Genomic DNA, 15,370 nt, shown 5'->3' with positions numbered 1-15,370 from the left:
CATGCAACGCAGACTGGGCATCGGCGTCATCGGATGTGGCAACATCGCGACGACCTATCTGCGCCTGGCGCCGCTCTTTCGTGGCATCGAGATGCGCGGTTGTGCCGATCTCGACGAGACGGTCGCCGCTGCCAAGGCGAAAGAGTATTCGATCCGCGCGGACACGGTTTCCGGGTTGCTTGCCGCCGAAGACATAGACATCGTCGTCAACCTCACCATTCCCGCCGCCCATTACGAGGTCTCGCGCGCCATCCTTGAAGCGGGCAAGCACGTCTATTCGGAAAAGCCCTACGTGCTGACGGTCGAGGAGGGGCTGGAGCTGGCCAGCCTGGCGCGCAAGAAGGGCCTCAGGATCGGCTCCGCTCCCGACACGTTCCTGGGCGGCGCGCACCAGCATGGCCGTCACATCGTCGACAGCGGGCTGATCGGGAAGATCACCAGCGGCACGGCCCATGTCATGGGCCACGGCATGGAGCACTGGCACCCCAACCCCGACTTCTTCTTCCAGCCCGGCGGCGGCCCGATCCTCGATCTCGGACCCTATTACCTCGCCAATCTCGTCCAGCTTGCCGGCCCCGTGCGGCAGGTCGCTGCCCTGACGTCGATCCCCGCGCGCCAGCGCACCATCACCTCCGAACCGCGCCGCGGCCAGACGATCGAGGTCAACACGCCGACCACCATCCACGCATTGCTGGAATTCGAGAACGGCGCGGTCGTCACGCTGAACGCCAGCTGGGACGTGTGGAATCACGGCCATGCGCCGCTGGAAATCTATGGCGAGGAGGGCTCGCTCTTCCTTCCCGACCCTAACTTCTTCGGCGGCGAAGTGCGCTTTACCCGTGAGGCCGAGCCGGCGACCCCGTCGGAACCCTGGGACCATGCCTTCGGCGTCGTGAACCAGGATCCCGGTGGCCGGGATTTGGCGAATTATCGCGCCGTGGGGCTGGCCGACATGGCGCTCGCGATCATGGAGGATCGCGCGCACCGCTGTTCGGGCGAATTCGCGCTGCATGTGGTCGACATCATGACCGGCATCCTGCGGTCGGGCGAAAGCGGCCGCTTCGAGACCATGCGGACGACATGCGAACGGCCGGCAGCCCTCTCGCCGAAGGAAGCGCTTGATCTCTCACTCCCCGTCGCCGACGAAAAGGTCGCGTGAGGAAGAAGGAGAATCACATGCGCTGGCAACCGGCCGAGGACCGCTACGAGCGGATGGTCTATAATCGCTGCGGGACTTCCGGCCTCAAGCTGCCGGCGCTGTCGCTCGGGCTTTGGCACAATTTCGGCCATGACACCGCGCACGCGACCAAACAGGCGATCTGCCGCAAGGCCTTCGACCTCGGGATCACCCATTTCGACCTTGCCAACAATTATGGACCGCCGCCCGGATCGGCGGAGGAAGCCTTCGGCGAGATACTGCGCACCGATTTCGCGGGCTATCGCGACGAGATGATCATTTCGACCAAAGCCGGCTACCTCATGTGGCCCGGGCCCTATGGGGAGTGGGGTTCGCGCAAATATCTCCTGTCGAGCCTAGACCAGAGCCTGAAGCGCATGGGTCTCGACTATGTCGACATCTTCTATTCGCACCGTTTCGATCCCGACACGCCGCTCGAGGAAACCATGGGCGCGCTGGATCAGGCCGTGCGGTCAGGCAAGGCGCTCTATGCGGGGATCTCGTCCTACAATTCGCAGCGCACCCGCGAGGCGGTGGCGATCCTGAAGGAACTCGGCACGCCCTGTCTCATTCACCAGCCCAGCTACTCGATGATCAATCGCTGGGTGGAGGATGACGGACTGCTCGACACGCTGGACGATCTCGGCATCGGATCGATCGTCTTTTCCCCACTCGCCCAGGGCATGCTGACCGACAAGTACCTCAAGGGCGTTCCCGAGGGCAGCCGCGCGGCGCAAGGCAAATCGCTGCGCACGGAGTTCCTCAGCGACGACAATCTCGAACGCATCCGCGCGCTCAACGCGATCGCGGAAAGGCGCGGGCAGACGTTGGCCCAGATGGCGATCGCCTGGGTCTTGCGCGGCGGCCGCGTCACCACCGCCCTGATCGGCGCAAGCCGGCCCGAGCAGGTGGAGGATTGCGTCGGCGCGCTCGCCGCACCCGACTTTACCGCAGACGAGCTGGCCGAGATCGACCAGCATGCGCGCGAAGCCGACATCAATCTGTGGGCGGCCTCCGCGGAACGGAAGGGACCAGAAAGAAAGCACTGATGGCAACCATCATCAATCCCATCCTGCCCGGCTTCAATCCCGATCCTTCGATCTGCAGGGTCGGGGCGGACTACTACATCGCGACCTCCACCTTCGAATGGTATCCGGGCGTGCAGATCCATCATTCGACCGATCTGGTGAACTGGACGCTGGTGGCGCGGCCGCTGACCCGCGCCAGCCAGCTCGACATGAGGGGCAACCCCGATTCCTGCGGCATCTGGGCGCCCTGCCTGTCTCACGCCGACGGCCTGTTCTGGCTGGTCTATACCGACGTCAAACGGCTCGATGGCAACTTCAAGGACGCGCACAACTACATCGTCACCGCGCCTTCGATCGAGGGGCCCTGGTCCGACCCGTCCTACGTTAATTCGAGCGGCTTCGACCCGTCGCTGTTCCACGACGACGACGGCCGCAAATGGTTCGTCAACATGGTCTGGAACCATGTTTCGACGGGTATCGGCGGGCAGCCGAAACACCCGTCTTTTGACGGCATTCTCCTGCAGGAATGGGACCATGCGGCCGGCAAGCTGATCGGGCCGGTCAGGAACATCTTTCCCGGCAGCGCGCACGGCCTTGTCGAGGCGCCGCATCTCTACAAGCGCGACGGCTGGTACTATCTGACGACCGCCGAAGGCGGCACGGGATACGACCATGCCGTCACCATGGCGCGCGCGCGCCGCATCGAGGGGCCATATGAGCTTCACCCGCTCATCCACCCCATTACTTCGAAGGATGCGCCAGGCGCCGTGCTGCAGCGGTCGGGGCACGGCCAGATCGTGGAGACGCCGGACGGGCAGACCTATCACACCCATCTCTGCTCTCGGCCCCTGCCCGGCACGAAGCGCTCGCCGCTCGGGCGCGAAACCGCGATCCAGAAGTGTGTGTGGAGCGAAGATGGCTGGCTCTATCTCGCCCATGGCGGCCAGGTGCCCAATGTCGAGGTGCCGGCTCCCGGCGAGGCCGCGCGGCTCCCCGCCGCCGCGCCCATCCGCCGTGGATTCGAAGGCGAGACGCTGCCACCCGAATTCCAATGGCTGCGCACGCCCCAGCCCGAACGCATCTTCTCGCTCAGCGAACAGCCAGGGCGCCTGACGTTATTCGGCCGTGAATCGATCGGCAGCTGGTTCGAGCAGGCGCTGGTCGCCCGTCGGCAGGAGCATTTCGCCTTCCGCGCCGAGACCACGCTGGACTTTTCTCCAGGGACCTATCAGCAGGCGGCCGGGATCGTTCACTACTACAACCGCCACAAATTCCATTTTCTGGCCGTCACGCACGACGCGGAATTGGGGCGCGTGCTGACCGTGATGTCGTGCCCCGCCGACTGGCCTGACGGTCGGCTGGCATTTCCCCTGGCACTACCGATCCCCCTGCCACCGGCCGGTCCGGTCGGCCTCGCGATGGAGATCGACGGCGCCAGCGAGAAGCTCTTCTACCGCACGGGGCAGGAGTGGCAGGCGCTCGAGCTCGAACTCGATGCCAGCCTCATTTCCGACGAGGCGGGACGCGGCGAGCACGGCTCCTTTACCGGCGCCTTCGTGGGCATGGCGGCTTTCGACACCAGCGGGCAGGCGGCGCGTGCGCGCTTCCATCACTTCACCTACGCCCCCGCCAGGACCTAGCGTTTCCCGGCGAAACATGTTGGCGATGGGCCCTGCCCTGTCGCCCCGGGCGCGTCCTTACCGTAACATGGCGGTCCATCCGAAGGGAGGATCGGACGCGATGATTGCTTACCCGCAGCCCGAAACGCTTGTCCTTGAGCGTGCCGGGCCATGGCTCACGATCTGGTTCAATCGGCCGCAGGCACGAAACGCGCTGTCGGCCCGAATGGCGGAGGAACTGGCGGCAACGGCACGCGCGCTTCGTGCTGACCGCGCGATCCGGGGCGTCACCTTCCGCGGGCGGGGTGGGATCTTCTGTGCCGGCGGCGACCTCAAGGACTTTCAGAACATCCTGTCGGGGCACACTTCCCATGAGGATGTAGCCGCCTTCAGCCGCCAGGCGGGCGAACTCTTCCATCTCATCCGGGAGCTTCCGCAGGTAACGGTCATGCTTGTCGAGGGCGCGGCGGTGGCCGGCGGGCTGGGGCTTGCCTGCGCCGGCGATTTCGTCGTCGCTACCGTGGACTCGCAATTCGCACTGACCGAGACAATGCTGGGCATTCCCCCGGCACAGATCGCTCCGCTGGTCGTCGAGCGCGTCGGTCCTTCTGTCGCGCGGCGCATGATGCTCGCAGGTGCCCGGTTCGACGCCGCCGAAGCGCTGCGTATCGGCCTCGTCGACGAACTCGCCGCGGAGGCGGACGAACTGACGTTGCGCGAGGCCAGGATCCGTGGCGGGGTCCTGCGCTGCGCGCCAGGCGCCAACGCCGAGACCAAAAGTCTGGTCGCCGCCACCAGCCGACTGGACAGGCAAGCCATGATCGACATGGCGGCCGACAGCTTCGCGCGATGCCTTCTCGGGCCGGAGGGTCAGGAAGGCGTTGCCGCCTTTCTCGAGAAGCGAAAACCGTCCTATGTGGTCGATGGCGGAGAGAAGTCTTGAGCCGACGCACCGTTCGCATTGGCGGGGCCGCGGCGGCGTGGGGCGACACCATCCATGGCGCGCGGCAACTCGTCGAGAAGGGCAATGTCGACTACCTCGTCGGCGACTATCTGGCCGAAGTCACGATGGCGCTCCTGGCACGGGCTCGGGCGAAGTCGCCGGAGGCCGGTTTCATCCCTGACTGGCTGGTTTCCGTCAAACCGGTGCTGCAACCGATCCGCGAGCGCGGTATCCGTCTCGTGACCAATAGTGGCGGCATGAACCCGCACGCGGCACGTGACGCCTTTCTCGCGGCCGCCGGCGAACAGGACCTCGACTTCAAGGTCGCGGTCGTGCTTGGCGACGATCTGATGCCGGACATGGAAGCGCTCCGCCGCGCGGCGCCGCTCGAGATGTTCTCCGGGGCTGCCCTGCCCGCGCGCTTTGCCTCGCTCAACGCCTATCTCGGGGCCGGCGCCATCGCGCGCGCGCTCGACGAGGGGGCCGATGTGGTGATTACCGGCCGGGTCGTCGATTCCGCGATGGCGCTCGGACCGCTGATGCACGAGTTCGGCTGGCGAGCCGACGACTACGACCGGCTGGCCGCCGGATCGCTGGCGGGCCACGTCATTGAGTGCGGCGCCCAGGCAACGGGCGGCCTCTTCACTGACTGGGAGGCTGTTGCCGATGGCTGGCCCGACATGGGTTTTCCCATCGTCGAGTGCGTCGAGGACGGCAGCTTCACCGTCACCAAGCCAGCCGGCACCGGCGGCCTCGTCTCCATCGGCACGGTGGCCGAGCAGATCGTCTACGAGATCGGCGATCCGCAATCCTATCACCTGCCCGACGTCATCTGCGACTTTTCCGAGGTCCACCTGGAACAGGATGGTCCTGACCGGGTCCGCGTAAGCGGTGCGAAGGGACGCGCGCCCGGCCCCGACTTCAAGGTCTGCGGCACCCATCTCGACGGCTATCGGATCATGACCACCTACATGATTGCCGGCTGGCAAGCCGGCGCCAAGGGAAGGCGTAGCGCCGAGGCACTTGTCGAACGCACGGCTCGTATGCTGGCCGGCCAGGGAATGGCCCCTTACGACGAGATCTCGATCGAGGTGATCGGCGCGGAAGACACCTATGGCGCGGCTGCCCGGGTCAAGGAGGCGCGCGAGGTGGTGGTCAAGCTTGGCCTGCGCCACCGGCAGGCCGAGGCGCTGGATGTCTTCGCGCGTGAATTCGCCCATCCGGGGGTCGCGATGGCGCAGGGGCTTACAGGCGTGCTGCACGGACGCCCGAAGCCGGCTCCCGTGCTCAGGGTGCACTCCTTCCTATGGCCGAAATCGCAGGTCCAGGTTGTGGTGGAAATGGACGGTGTGCCGCGCGCGGTTGTTGCTGTGCCGATCGACGGTCGGAGTCAGCCCCCTCCACCCCCTGTTGCGCCTCCCGCAATAGATCTCGAAGGGCCGACGGTCTCCCTTCCACTGCGCACGCTGGCGTGGGGCCGCAGTGGCGACAAAGGAAACCATGCCAATATCGGGATCATTGCCCGGGAGCCGGAATACTATGCGCTCCTCGTCCAACAGGTCACTGCGGAGCGCATCGCCGACTTCTTCGCCCATTATCTGGAGGGTGAGGTGCGGCGCTTCCTGCTGCCCGGCTTCCACGCGCTCAACTTCCTCCTGCACGACGTTCTCGGTGGGGGCGGGACCGCCAGCCTGCGCTACGATCCGCAGGCCAAGACCTACGCGCAGATGGTTCTCGACCTGCCGGTCGACGTGCCCGTGAGCTGGGCCGGCAGCAACGAGGCTGGCCGTTCCGACGATCCTTGAGCGCTTGACCCGAAAGGTTTGGAATGGCCCGCCACACGGAACGCATGCCGCTTTGGCGCCAGTCGTTGCAGACTAACAAATGAAAGCGCGCGGTCCCTGAATCTCTTGTATCCGAAAGTCGAGATGGCTCGCCCGAGCCCTTAAGCGGCATTTTCGGAAATTAGCTTTGCCAGAATCATTGATTGCCAAGTGGAGCACGCGCTTCGGTGGGGCTGAGAGGACATTCGAGCCGATTATCGGCAGTATTGGCCGGCAACGTCTCGTTGATGCCGGCCACCAGATCGTCGACGCTGAGGTTCCCGCCAAATCCTGTTCATTGCTGCTTGAAGGTTTCGCGGCACGATACCGGATTCTGTCGAATGGGCGCCGCCAGATAAGTGCTCTTCACGTTCCTGGAGACTTTGTCGATCTTCACGATTTTCTGCTCGCGCGCACGACGCAGAACGTCGTCACCCTGTCGCCTTGCCGCCTTGCAATGATCGATCATGAAACGCTGCGCATAACCTCGTCACGCCACCCTCAGCTGACGCAGTTGTTGTGGGCGGATACGCTCGTCGATGCCGAAATGGCGCGCGAATGGCTTGTCGCCATGGGTCGCCGTAGCGCGCTCGGCAGACTGGCCCACCTGATCTGTGAACTTTGCGTGCGTCTCAAGGTGGCCGGCAGGGCCCGACAGATGACCTTCCCGCTCCCGCTCACCCAGACCGATCTTGCCGACACGCTGGGCCTGTCTGTGGTGCATGTGAACCGGGTGCTGAAAATCTTGCGGACGCAACGCCTGATTCTGCTCGAGGATCACTCCGTGACCGTGCTCGACTGGTGCGAATTGAAACAACTCGCCGAATTTGACGCGAGCTATCTGGGCTTTGGTGATCTCGAATTGGTACGGGCCGAAAACGCCATCCTCGCTTAACCTGTGTGATATCGGATCGCCTTCATCGCCTGTAGCATGATGCTTGCCGACGAGGCGCCACGAAAGCGAAGCACACGATGACCATCGATGAAGTCATTCGCAATTATGTCGAGACCCGGCCAGCGCCGGTCGTTTCGACCGCCAACGCAGTGCGCAGCATCAAATCCGTGCTGCCTAATTGCCCGCTCGACGATCGGGAACTGGCCGAGTTGATCGCCCAGCATGCCGTTCGGGAAGGGCTCGTCGTGAATTTCGACTGAGACCGGCGCCCTCAGCGAGCCCGGGTCTGCAGATTGAGGTAGCCCGCATCGAACTCGGCTGCCGATGCCAGCGCCTCCCAGTCCAGGATTTCGACGTCGGCGCCCGACCAGACGATCAGGCCGCGCTTGCGCATCTCCTGAAGTGTCCGGTTGATATGCACCGTCGAAAGCCCCATCGCATCACTCAGTTGCGCCTGGGTCATGGGCAGCCAGAAACGATTGCCATCCACCTGGTGTACCGTACGAAGCCTGACGAAAAGCTCGCAAAGAAGGTGGGCAACACGTCCCACCGGCGACAGGCGCCCGGAAGCAACAAGCCAGCGCCGGTGCATCGCGGCGTCAACCAGCGTACTCAACCACAACATCCGGGAAAGGTGCGGATGGGTTTCGGTCAGTCCGCGCAACCGCGTATGGGGGATCATCACTACGCTTGCAGCGGAAAGCGCGATCACGCCGTGGTCCATGGGCTGCAGCAACAGGGAGTGCAGATCCACGAAATCGCCAGGCACGTGAATCGCGCTGATGTTGCGCTTGCCGTCCGAGAGGACATGATAACGGGCCGAATATCCGCTCAGCATGAGGCAGCTGGCCGTGGGCGAATCGCCTTCCAGCACCAGATTGTCGCCAATGGCCATCTGCTTGGGCGTGACGGAAGCCAGATCGTTGAGGATGCCCATTTCCTCGTCATTCAAGCGATCTCGAGCCAATAGTTGGAGCGCCAGCGGATTGTATTGTTGTGTGGTCGACATTCTGTGAGCCTCTGCCGGCTTTCCCAATTCGTTGAAGCGGATCTCAGCCATATGCAAGGAGGGATTGATGTTGCAGGCGGCGCTGTCAAGCGGAACCGCCACAAAGTGGTACGACCGAACCCCCATATCCGCCGAAGGGTGGACATGGGGGTGCACGGGCCTATCTTCAAACCCGATCCGGATGCGAGGAGTTGAATGCGATGGCGAAAAGCAGCGGCAGCGACAATCCCGTCATTGAGGCGATTACGGAAAAGAGCATCGAATCCGCTGTTGCCGTCGCGGGACACCCTATCCATGCCATGGCCGTACACTTCCCGATCGCGCTCGTCATTGCGACGCTCGGCTGCGACATCTTCTATTGGTGGTCCGGTGACGAGTTCTTCCTGCGGGCCGGGCTTTGGGCGGCGGGCTTCGCCTTCGTCACCGGCGTGGCCGCCGGGCTCGTGGGGACCGCGGAACTCCTGCTCGTGGCAGGCATAAGGGGGCGCGTCGGCAGCTGGACCCACGCCATCGCGGCGATGACCCTCCTTGCCATCGCAGGGATGAACTGGGGTATCAGGCTGGTCGACGAGACCTCGGTCCTGCCCCATGGACTGATCCTGTCCATCCTCGCCAGCATCTTTACCGGCCTCGCCGGCTATCACGGCGGCAAGTTGGTTTTCCACCATGGCGTGGGCATCATGGTGTCGACCAAGGAGTGACCACCGCGCGAGGACGCGATGTCGAATCGCGTGCTCGGGCGGCCGATCTCATATCCGTGGCAAAGACGGCCTGGATGAGATCGCGTCGAGCACGATGCGGTCGACCTCCTCCTTCATGGCGCCGGCCAGCGGCAGGCGCGGCGCGCGCACGCGGTCGTTGGAGCCGATTGCGTGCACCTCGGCCCGCTTGATGTTCTGGACAAGGTAGGTGGAGACGTCGAGATCAAGCAGCGGCCTGAACCAGCGATAGATCTCGAGGGCCTCGGCATGGCGCCCGGCCTTCAGCAGACGATAGATCGCCACCGTTTCCTTCGGGAAGGCGCACACCAGCCCCGCCACCCATCCGACGGCTCCCATCACCAATGCCTCATAGGCAAGATTGTCGACGCCCGTCAGGATGGCATAGCGGTCGCCAAGTCGATTGACGATCTCAGTGGTGCGACGGATGTCGTCGGATGATTCCTTGATCGCAACGAAACGTTGGTCGCCGGCCAGTTCCTCCATGATCTCCGGCGTGATGTCGACCTTGTAGGCCACACGGTTGGAGTAGATCATGATCGGCAGGTCGGAAGCCTCGGCCACCGCCTTCAGCGTGGCGAGCGTCTCGTCGTAGTTGGTGTGATAGATCAGGCTCGGCACGACCATGAGGCCGTCAGCACCGGCTTTTGCCGCTGCTTTGGCGATGGTGGCGGACTGGGCGGTCGAGGCCGCGGCCACCGTCATGAGCACCGGCTTGCCGGATGCCGCGGACTTCGCGATCTTCAGGATTTCAAGCTTTTCGTCGAGCTCCAGCATGGGGCCTTCGCCGAGCGACCCGCACACGATGAGGCCGTCACATCCCGCATCCATCTGGAGGCCGAAGCAGCGCTCGTTCTCGGCGCCGTCCAGCTTTCCCTCGTTGTCGAACTTGGTTGTCACGGCGGGCAAAATGCCTGTCCACATCGGTCCTGCTCCTTGCATTCAAATTCCACGGCCGCCTCTCCTCCGACAGGCGCGGCCCTTCAACTGATCGATACGGCAAGACTGCCGCTGGCGTCCGACCAGCCTCAGACGGCGGCTTCCCCAGACATCTCCTCGGCCACGCCGAGACCGCCCTGCTCGATGATGAAGCGGGCGATTTCTTCGATCCCCTTGCCGCGCGACAGGTCGGTAAAGGCAAAGGCCTTGCCCGATCTCATGCGGCGCGCGTCGACATCCATCAACTCGAGATCCACATTCACATGCGGCGCGAGATCGGCCTTGTTGATGACCAGGAAATCGGAGCGGGTTATGCCGGGCCCGCCCTTCCGCGGAATATCGCCGCCCTGGCAGACGGAAATCACGTAGAGCGTCAGGTCTGCCAGGTCCGGTGAGAAAGTGGCAGCCAGATTGTCGCCGCCCGATTCGATGAAGACGATGTCGAGATCAGGGAAACGTTCATTCATCTGGGCGATCGCCTGCAGGTTGATCGAGGCGTCCTCGCGAATTGCCGTGTGCGGGCATCCACCCGTCTCGACGCCCATGATGCGCTCTTCGGGCAGCGCCTGAAGGCGCGCCAGCATCAGTGCGTCCTCCTTGGTGTAGATGTCGTTGGTCACCACGGCGAGGGAGAAATGCGGGCTCAGCGCCTTGCAGAGCTTCTCCGTGAGCGTCGTCTTGCCCGAGCCGACGGGTCCGCCGATTCCGACGCGGAGGGGTCCGTGCGATGATCTCATGTTACCTCGGCCAATCTTTCCACGAGTTTCAGTGTCATATGACCCTCCCCGATCTCGACGTCGCTTGTCCTGAATATTCCGATGGACTGGCCCACCGAACCCGTCGGGGCGTCCGGGGTGGGCGGGATCGCGTGGCGGACGAGAACGGGCGCGCCCGATAGCAATAATTCACGCCATCGCTCCTGACCTTGATCGTTCCACCAGGCGCGGCCGAACTGATCGGGGTTTGCTGCGAACAGGACGGGATTGCGCCACGTCCATTGTCCGTCGCCAAAATCACGCATCACCGGCAGCGTATCCGTCCCGAGATGCGTCATGCAGAAGGGATCAGCGCATTGCGCGATCCACGGCCCTCTCTGCTGGACAAAATGGAAACGCGGCAGCCGGCTCATGATCTGAACAGCCTCGAATACTGGGTCTCATGCCGCATGGCCATCGTATCGGCCATGATGGTCGCCGAGCCGAGATCGGCGAGCGTGGATCGCGCCGCCCTATTCGCCACGGCGGTGATTTCGGGCTCCAGCTCGGCGACGATGCCGACGCCGTCCTTCTGGCCGATGACGGAGAGCCGGATTGCGGCCTGCAGCTGATTGGATATGAAGGCCTGGAGATAGGCGCCAAGGGCTGCCTCCGGTTCGATGCCATGCGCGCCAGCCACGGCGCCGAAGGCAACGCAATAGGCGCATCTGTCAGGCAGGGCGGGAGCGCTCGCTATCGGCCATTGCCGCGCGGCTTCCACGAAGGCCGCGCCCTGCAGCATCGTTTCCATATGGCGTTCCCGCGAGCCGGCAAGCGCCTCTGCGAGCGCGGCGACATCGGCGATACTTTCCCCCGCACGGGCACACCTGTGGCTTTCAACGGCCAACAGCGCGTCGTTCCAGGCCGAACCGCGATCGATCAACATGCGAATCCAGGCCACCAGTGCCTTTCGATCGTCGACGAGTCCGTCATGCACGGCGCGCTCCAGCCCATGGCTGTAGGCGAAGGATCCGACCGGGAAGGTCGGCGAGAGCCAGGCCATCAGCCGCAGGAGTGCCGCGGCTTGGCCCGCGCCCTCAGGCATGGTTGTGGCCGTAGTGCGGATCCCCCGGCAGGCGGCCATGCGCGTCAGGCTTCCCGTCTTCGTGGTGATGGTGATGGCCGTGCCCATGACCGGAATAGGCGCCGCGCAGCGGCATGAAGGGCTCCACCACGTCGGTTACCCTGGCGCCCAGTCCTTCCAGCATCGCCTTGATGACATGGTCGCGCAGGATGAGAATTCGGTCTTCCTCGATCTGCGCCGCCAGATGCCGGTTGCCGATGTGCCAGCACAACTCCGCCTGATGCAACCGGTCGCTGGCGCGGATGTCGTAGAGCTCTTCTTCAGCCGCCACGATCTCGGCATGGCGCCCGTCATCCAGCACCAGCATGTCGCCATGATCGAGGGCGACCGGCTCGGGAAGATCGACGAGCACCTTGGTGCCCTCTCCGAGTTCGAGAACCTTGCGCCTCAAATGCCGCTCGTCATGGGCGAGCACCGCGCGGCCGATGGGCGTGACGTCCGGTCCTGCTTCGTTGGCTTTCAGTACCGAGCCGGCGCGCGGCAGCTTGGTGAAGTCCGTGTTGATCGACAGTTTCATGCGGCGGCTTCCTTTTCCTTGGCCCGTGCCAGCGCAGGACGCGCCAGGACACGGTCGAAATAGGCATTCCCGCGCTCGGATGCGATCTCGAATTTCGCGCCCCGTGCCCATTGCCCGCAATGACCCAGGATGATGTCGGCAGCCGTGAAGCGCTCGCCCATGGTAAAGGTCCGGTCGCCGAGGCGCTTGTCGAAATTTTCAATCTCGCGGGCGAATTCATATGCCGCCCAAGGCCCCACCTCGGCACGCAACTCCTCGCTCAGAAGCATCCGGTGCTTGAGCTTGTTCCACAAGGGCGCTTCGAGCTCGCATTGCGCGAAGAAGAGCCACGAGTTCAATTCCGCGCGTTCGGCGGGGTTCGTGGCGCCCATGCCCTTGTCGGCATGTTTTTCGGCGAGATAGGCGCAGATGGCAGCCGAGTCCGTCACCACCAGATCGCCGTCGACCAGTGCCGGCACCTTTCCGGTCGGGTTGTAGCGACGCATCGTGTCGGAATGTTGCTTGGCCTTGACGATCTCGTAGGGCTGGCCGAGTTCCTCCAGCATCCAGGTGACGCGCGTCAACCGCGAGCCCGGCGATCCGACTGCTTGATACATGGCAAAACTCACTCTTGTCCTGCGGCCTCGGGAAGCCAGTCCTGATCGAGCACCTGCTCGATGGTGAAAGGGCATTCCGGGGGGAAGATCTCTTCCGGCAGGCCGGTTTCGTCGGCGGCATTCGGCATTGCCAACTCATATTCCGCCGCCAGGATTTCCGCCGGATACTGCTTGAGACTAGGGCTGTCCCTTAGCAGCCGCGCTATTGGCTGCCGTTGTTCGCGGATCGATGCCTTCCAGCTTCCGGACCGCGCTTTTGGCTGGAAACGCCATTTGAGGAGATGCACGGGCAACACCTTCAGCCTGCTGTCAATCTCGTATCGTTCGCTCCGTTCCAAGCTTTCGATCTCCTCGGCGAGGTTTTCGCGGTCGAGGGCATCGAAACGGCCTTCGCGCAGAAGGGCACCCTGCTCAGCGCACCAGAGGGCATAATCCGCTTCGTAGTCTGTCACTTTCAGCCGGCGATCGAGCTTGTTCATGGCGGCAAGGCGCCCTTTGTCGGATGGGATACGGCCCAATCTAGAACAGAAAATACCTCTGCGCCATCGGCAGCACGGTGGCCGGCTCGCAGGTGAGGAGTTCGCCGTCAGCGCGCACCTCGTAGGTTTCGGGATCGACCTCGACGTGAGGCGTGGCATCGTTGAGCACCATGGTGCGCTTGCCGATGCCGCCACGCGTGTTTTCCACGGCCACCATCTGCTTCTCCACGCCCAGCTTGCCGCGCAGCCCGTCTTCCAGCGCCGCCTTCGAGACGAACGTGACGGAGGAATTGGTGATCGCCTTGCCGTAGGCGCCGAACATCGGACGATAGTGCACGGGCTGCGGCGTGGGAATCGAGGCATTGGGATCGCCCATCGGCGCGCAGGCGATGGACCCGCCGACCAGGACCATCATGGGTTTCACACCGAAAAATGCCGGATCCCACAGCACCAGGTCGGCGCGCTTGCCGACTTCCACCGAGCCGATCTCCTTCGAAATGCCATGCGCGATGGCCGGGTTGATCGTGTATTTGGCGATGTAGCGGCGGACGCGGAAATTGTCGTTGTCGCCGGTCTCTTGCTTCAGCCGCCCACGCTGGCGCTTCATCTTGTCGGCGGTCTGCCAGGTGCGGATCAAGACTTCGCCGACGCGGCCCATGGCCTGGCTGTCGGAGGAGATGATGGAAAAAGCGCCCATGTCATGGAGGATGTCCTCGGCCGCGATCGTCTCCTTGCGGATGCGGCTTTCGGCAAAAGCGATGTCCTCGGGAATCGACGCGTCCAGATGGTGGCATACCATCAGCATGTCGAGATGCTCGGCGATGGTGTTGACCGTGTAGGGCCGGGTCGGATTGGTCGAGGAGGGTATGACGTTCGGCAACCCGCAGACCTTGATGATGTCGGGCGCATGGCCGCCGCCCGCGCCTTCGGTGTGGAAGGCGTGGATGGTGCGATCCTTGAAGGCAGAAACGGTGTTTTCCACGAAGCCACTCTCGTTGAGTGTATCGGTGTGGATCATCACCTGGACGTCGTATTCGTCGGCGACCGACAGGCAGTTGTCGATGGCCGCCGGTGTCGTGCCCCAGTCCTCGTGCAGTTTCAGCGCGCAGGCCCCGCCCAGCACCATCTCCTCGAGTGCTGCCGGCAGCGAGGCGTTGCCCTTGCCCGCCAGGCCGATATTCATCGGGAAGGCGTCGAAGGACTGGATCATGCGGCCGATATGCCACGGCCCCGGCGTGCAGGTGGTCGCCAGTGTGCCGTGCGCCGGGCCGGTGCCGCCACCCAGCATGGTCGTGACGCCGGAGGTCAGCGCTTCCTCGATCTGCTGTGGGCAGATGAAGTGGATATGCGCGTCGAAGCCGCCCGCCGTCAGGATCTTGCCCTCGCCGGCAATCGCCTCCGTGCCGGGACCCACGATGATGGTGACGCCCGGCTGCGTATCGGGGTTGCCGGCCTTGCCGATCGCCGCGATGCGCCCGTCCTTGAGCCCGATATCGGCCTTGTAGATTCCGCTGTGGTCGACCACCAGCGCATTGGTGATGACCGTGTCCACGGCGCCGTCCGCGCGTGTCACCTGGCTCTGTCCCATGCCATCGCGGATCACCTTGCCGCCGCCGAACTTCACCTCCTCGCCATAGGTCGTGAAATCCTTCTCGACCTCGATGAAGAGCTCCGTGTCGGCAAGCCGCACCCGGTCGCCGGTTGTCGGGCCGAACATCTGTGCGTAGGATTGGCGGGAGATTGTCGCGGGCATTTCAGATCCTTCCTGTCATGCTCGTTTGATGTCG

17 protein-coding genes are annotated in these 15,370 nt (G+C 63.9%); 8 read left to right on the top strand and 9 right to left on the bottom strand.

The annotated features are described in order from the left end of the window. Position 1 precedes the first annotated feature (1 nt). From GRZ55_RS16435 to GRZ55_RS16405, 7 genes are all read left to right on the top strand, one after another. Positions 2 to 1,159, top strand: a complete 1,158-nt coding sequence (locus tag GRZ55_RS16435; protein ID WP_169288038.1) for a Gfo/Idh/MocA family protein — start codon at positions 2 to 4, stop codon at positions 1,157 to 1,159. Between the two features lie 17 nt (positions 1,160 to 1,176). Beyond that, the gene (gene mgrA, locus GRZ55_RS16430) at positions 1,177 to 2,226 is read left to right on the top strand and encodes an L-glyceraldehyde 3-phosphate reductase (protein WP_169288037.1); all 1,050 of its coding nucleotides are present in this window, start codon (positions 1,177 to 1,179) and stop codon (positions 2,224 to 2,226) included. After that, complete coding sequence (locus tag GRZ55_RS16425; RefSeq protein ID WP_169288070.1) at positions 2,223 to 3,845, top strand: glycoside hydrolase family 43 protein; 1,623 nt, start codon at positions 2,223 to 2,225, stop codon at positions 3,843 to 3,845. The genes mgrA and GRZ55_RS16425 overlap by 4 nt, the downstream gene beginning before the upstream one ends. Before the next feature lie 100 nt (positions 3,846 to 3,945). Further along, positions 3,946 to 4,767 carry an enoyl-CoA hydratase/isomerase family protein gene (locus tag GRZ55_RS16420; RefSeq protein WP_169288036.1) on the top strand — a complete coding sequence of 274 codons (822 nt, stop codon included), beginning with the start codon at positions 3,946 to 3,948 and terminating at the stop codon, positions 4,765 to 4,767. Further along, positions 4,764 to 6,572 carry an acyclic terpene utilization AtuA family protein gene (locus GRZ55_RS16415; protein ID WP_169288035.1) on the top strand — a complete coding sequence of 603 codons (1,809 nt, stop codon included), beginning with the start codon at positions 4,764 to 4,766 and terminating at the stop codon, positions 6,570 to 6,572. Before GRZ55_RS16420 ends, GRZ55_RS16415 begins: the two co-directional genes overlap by 4 nt. Positions 6,573 to 6,738: 166 nt before the next feature. Next, a complete protein-coding gene (locus GRZ55_RS16410) occupies positions 6,739 to 7,485 on the top strand; it encodes a Crp/Fnr family transcriptional regulator (RefSeq protein WP_169288034.1) in 747 nt (248 codons plus the stop codon). Between the two features lie 77 nt (positions 7,486 to 7,562). Further along, positions 7,563 to 7,745 (top strand): hypothetical protein, encoded by a 183-nt coding sequence (locus tag GRZ55_RS16405; protein ID WP_169288033.1) that lies wholly within the window; start codon positions 7,563 to 7,565, stop codon positions 7,743 to 7,745. Between the two features lie 11 nt (positions 7,746 to 7,756). On the opposite strand, the gene GRZ55_RS16400 is transcribed toward GRZ55_RS16405, so the two are convergent. After that, positions 7,757 to 8,650, bottom strand: a complete 894-nt coding sequence (locus GRZ55_RS16400; protein ID WP_368856632.1) for a Crp/Fnr family transcriptional regulator — start codon at positions 8,648 to 8,650, stop codon at positions 7,757 to 7,759. A 44-nt stretch (positions 8,651 to 8,694) separates the two neighbouring features. Here GRZ55_RS16400 and GRZ55_RS16395 point away from each other — a divergent pair, with 44 nt between their 5' ends. After that, positions 8,695 to 9,195: a DUF2231 domain-containing protein gene (locus tag GRZ55_RS16395; RefSeq protein WP_169288032.1), complete on the top strand. Its 501-nt coding sequence runs from the start codon at positions 8,695 to 8,697 to the stop codon at positions 9,193 to 9,195. Between the two features lie 48 nt (positions 9,196 to 9,243). Here the strand turns inward: GRZ55_RS16395 and GRZ55_RS16390 are convergent, their stop codons facing one another. From GRZ55_RS16390 to ureC, 8 genes are all read right to left on the bottom strand, one after another. Then, entirely contained in the window at positions 9,244 to 10,137 is an 894-nt protein-coding gene (locus GRZ55_RS16390; protein ID WP_169288031.1) for a dihydrodipicolinate synthase family protein, read from the bottom strand. 104 nt (positions 10,138 to 10,241) lie between these two features. Further along, positions 10,242 to 10,889 (bottom strand): urease accessory protein UreG, encoded by a 648-nt coding sequence (ureG, locus tag GRZ55_RS16385; RefSeq protein ID WP_169288030.1) that lies wholly within the window; start codon positions 10,887 to 10,889, stop codon positions 10,242 to 10,244. Beyond that, positions 10,886 to 11,281 carry a hypothetical protein gene (locus GRZ55_RS16380; RefSeq protein ID WP_169288029.1) on the bottom strand — a complete coding sequence of 132 codons (396 nt, stop codon included), beginning with the start codon at positions 11,279 to 11,281 and terminating at the stop codon, positions 10,886 to 10,888. The genes ureG and GRZ55_RS16380 overlap by 4 nt, the downstream gene beginning before the upstream one ends. Beyond that, positions 11,278 to 11,952 (bottom strand): urease accessory protein UreF, encoded by a 675-nt coding sequence (locus GRZ55_RS16375; protein WP_169288028.1) that lies wholly within the window; start codon positions 11,950 to 11,952, stop codon positions 11,278 to 11,280. Before GRZ55_RS16375 ends, GRZ55_RS16380 begins: the two co-directional genes overlap by 4 nt. Then, entirely contained in the window at positions 11,945 to 12,508 is a 564-nt protein-coding gene (gene ureE / locus GRZ55_RS16370; RefSeq protein ID WP_169288027.1) for an urease accessory protein UreE, read from the bottom strand. Before ureE ends, GRZ55_RS16375 begins: the two co-directional genes overlap by 8 nt. Next, complete coding sequence (locus GRZ55_RS16365) at positions 12,505 to 13,104, bottom strand: glutathione S-transferase family protein (RefSeq protein ID WP_169288026.1); 600 nt, start codon at positions 13,102 to 13,104, stop codon at positions 12,505 to 12,507. The genes ureE and GRZ55_RS16365 overlap by 4 nt, the downstream gene beginning before the upstream one ends. Positions 13,105 to 13,112: 8 nt before the next feature. Then, positions 13,113 to 13,583: a DUF29 domain-containing protein gene (locus tag GRZ55_RS16360; protein WP_169288025.1), complete on the bottom strand. Its 471-nt coding sequence runs from the start codon at positions 13,581 to 13,583 to the stop codon at positions 13,113 to 13,115. A gap of 40 nt (positions 13,584 to 13,623) precedes the next feature. Beyond that, a complete protein-coding gene (ureC, locus tag GRZ55_RS16355) occupies positions 13,624 to 15,336 on the bottom strand; it encodes an urease subunit alpha (RefSeq protein WP_169288024.1) in 1,713 nt (570 codons plus the stop codon). Between the last annotated feature and the right edge of the window lie 34 nt (positions 15,337 to 15,370).

The sequence above is a fragment of the Chelativorans sp. ZYF759 genome (genome assembly GCF_012911015.1).
GTDB lineage: Bacteria > Pseudomonadota > Alphaproteobacteria > Rhizobiales > Rhizobiaceae > ZYF759.
The sequence above is the reverse complement of the archived record's forward strand: the minus strand, read 5'-3'. Positions and strand labels throughout refer to the sequence as shown.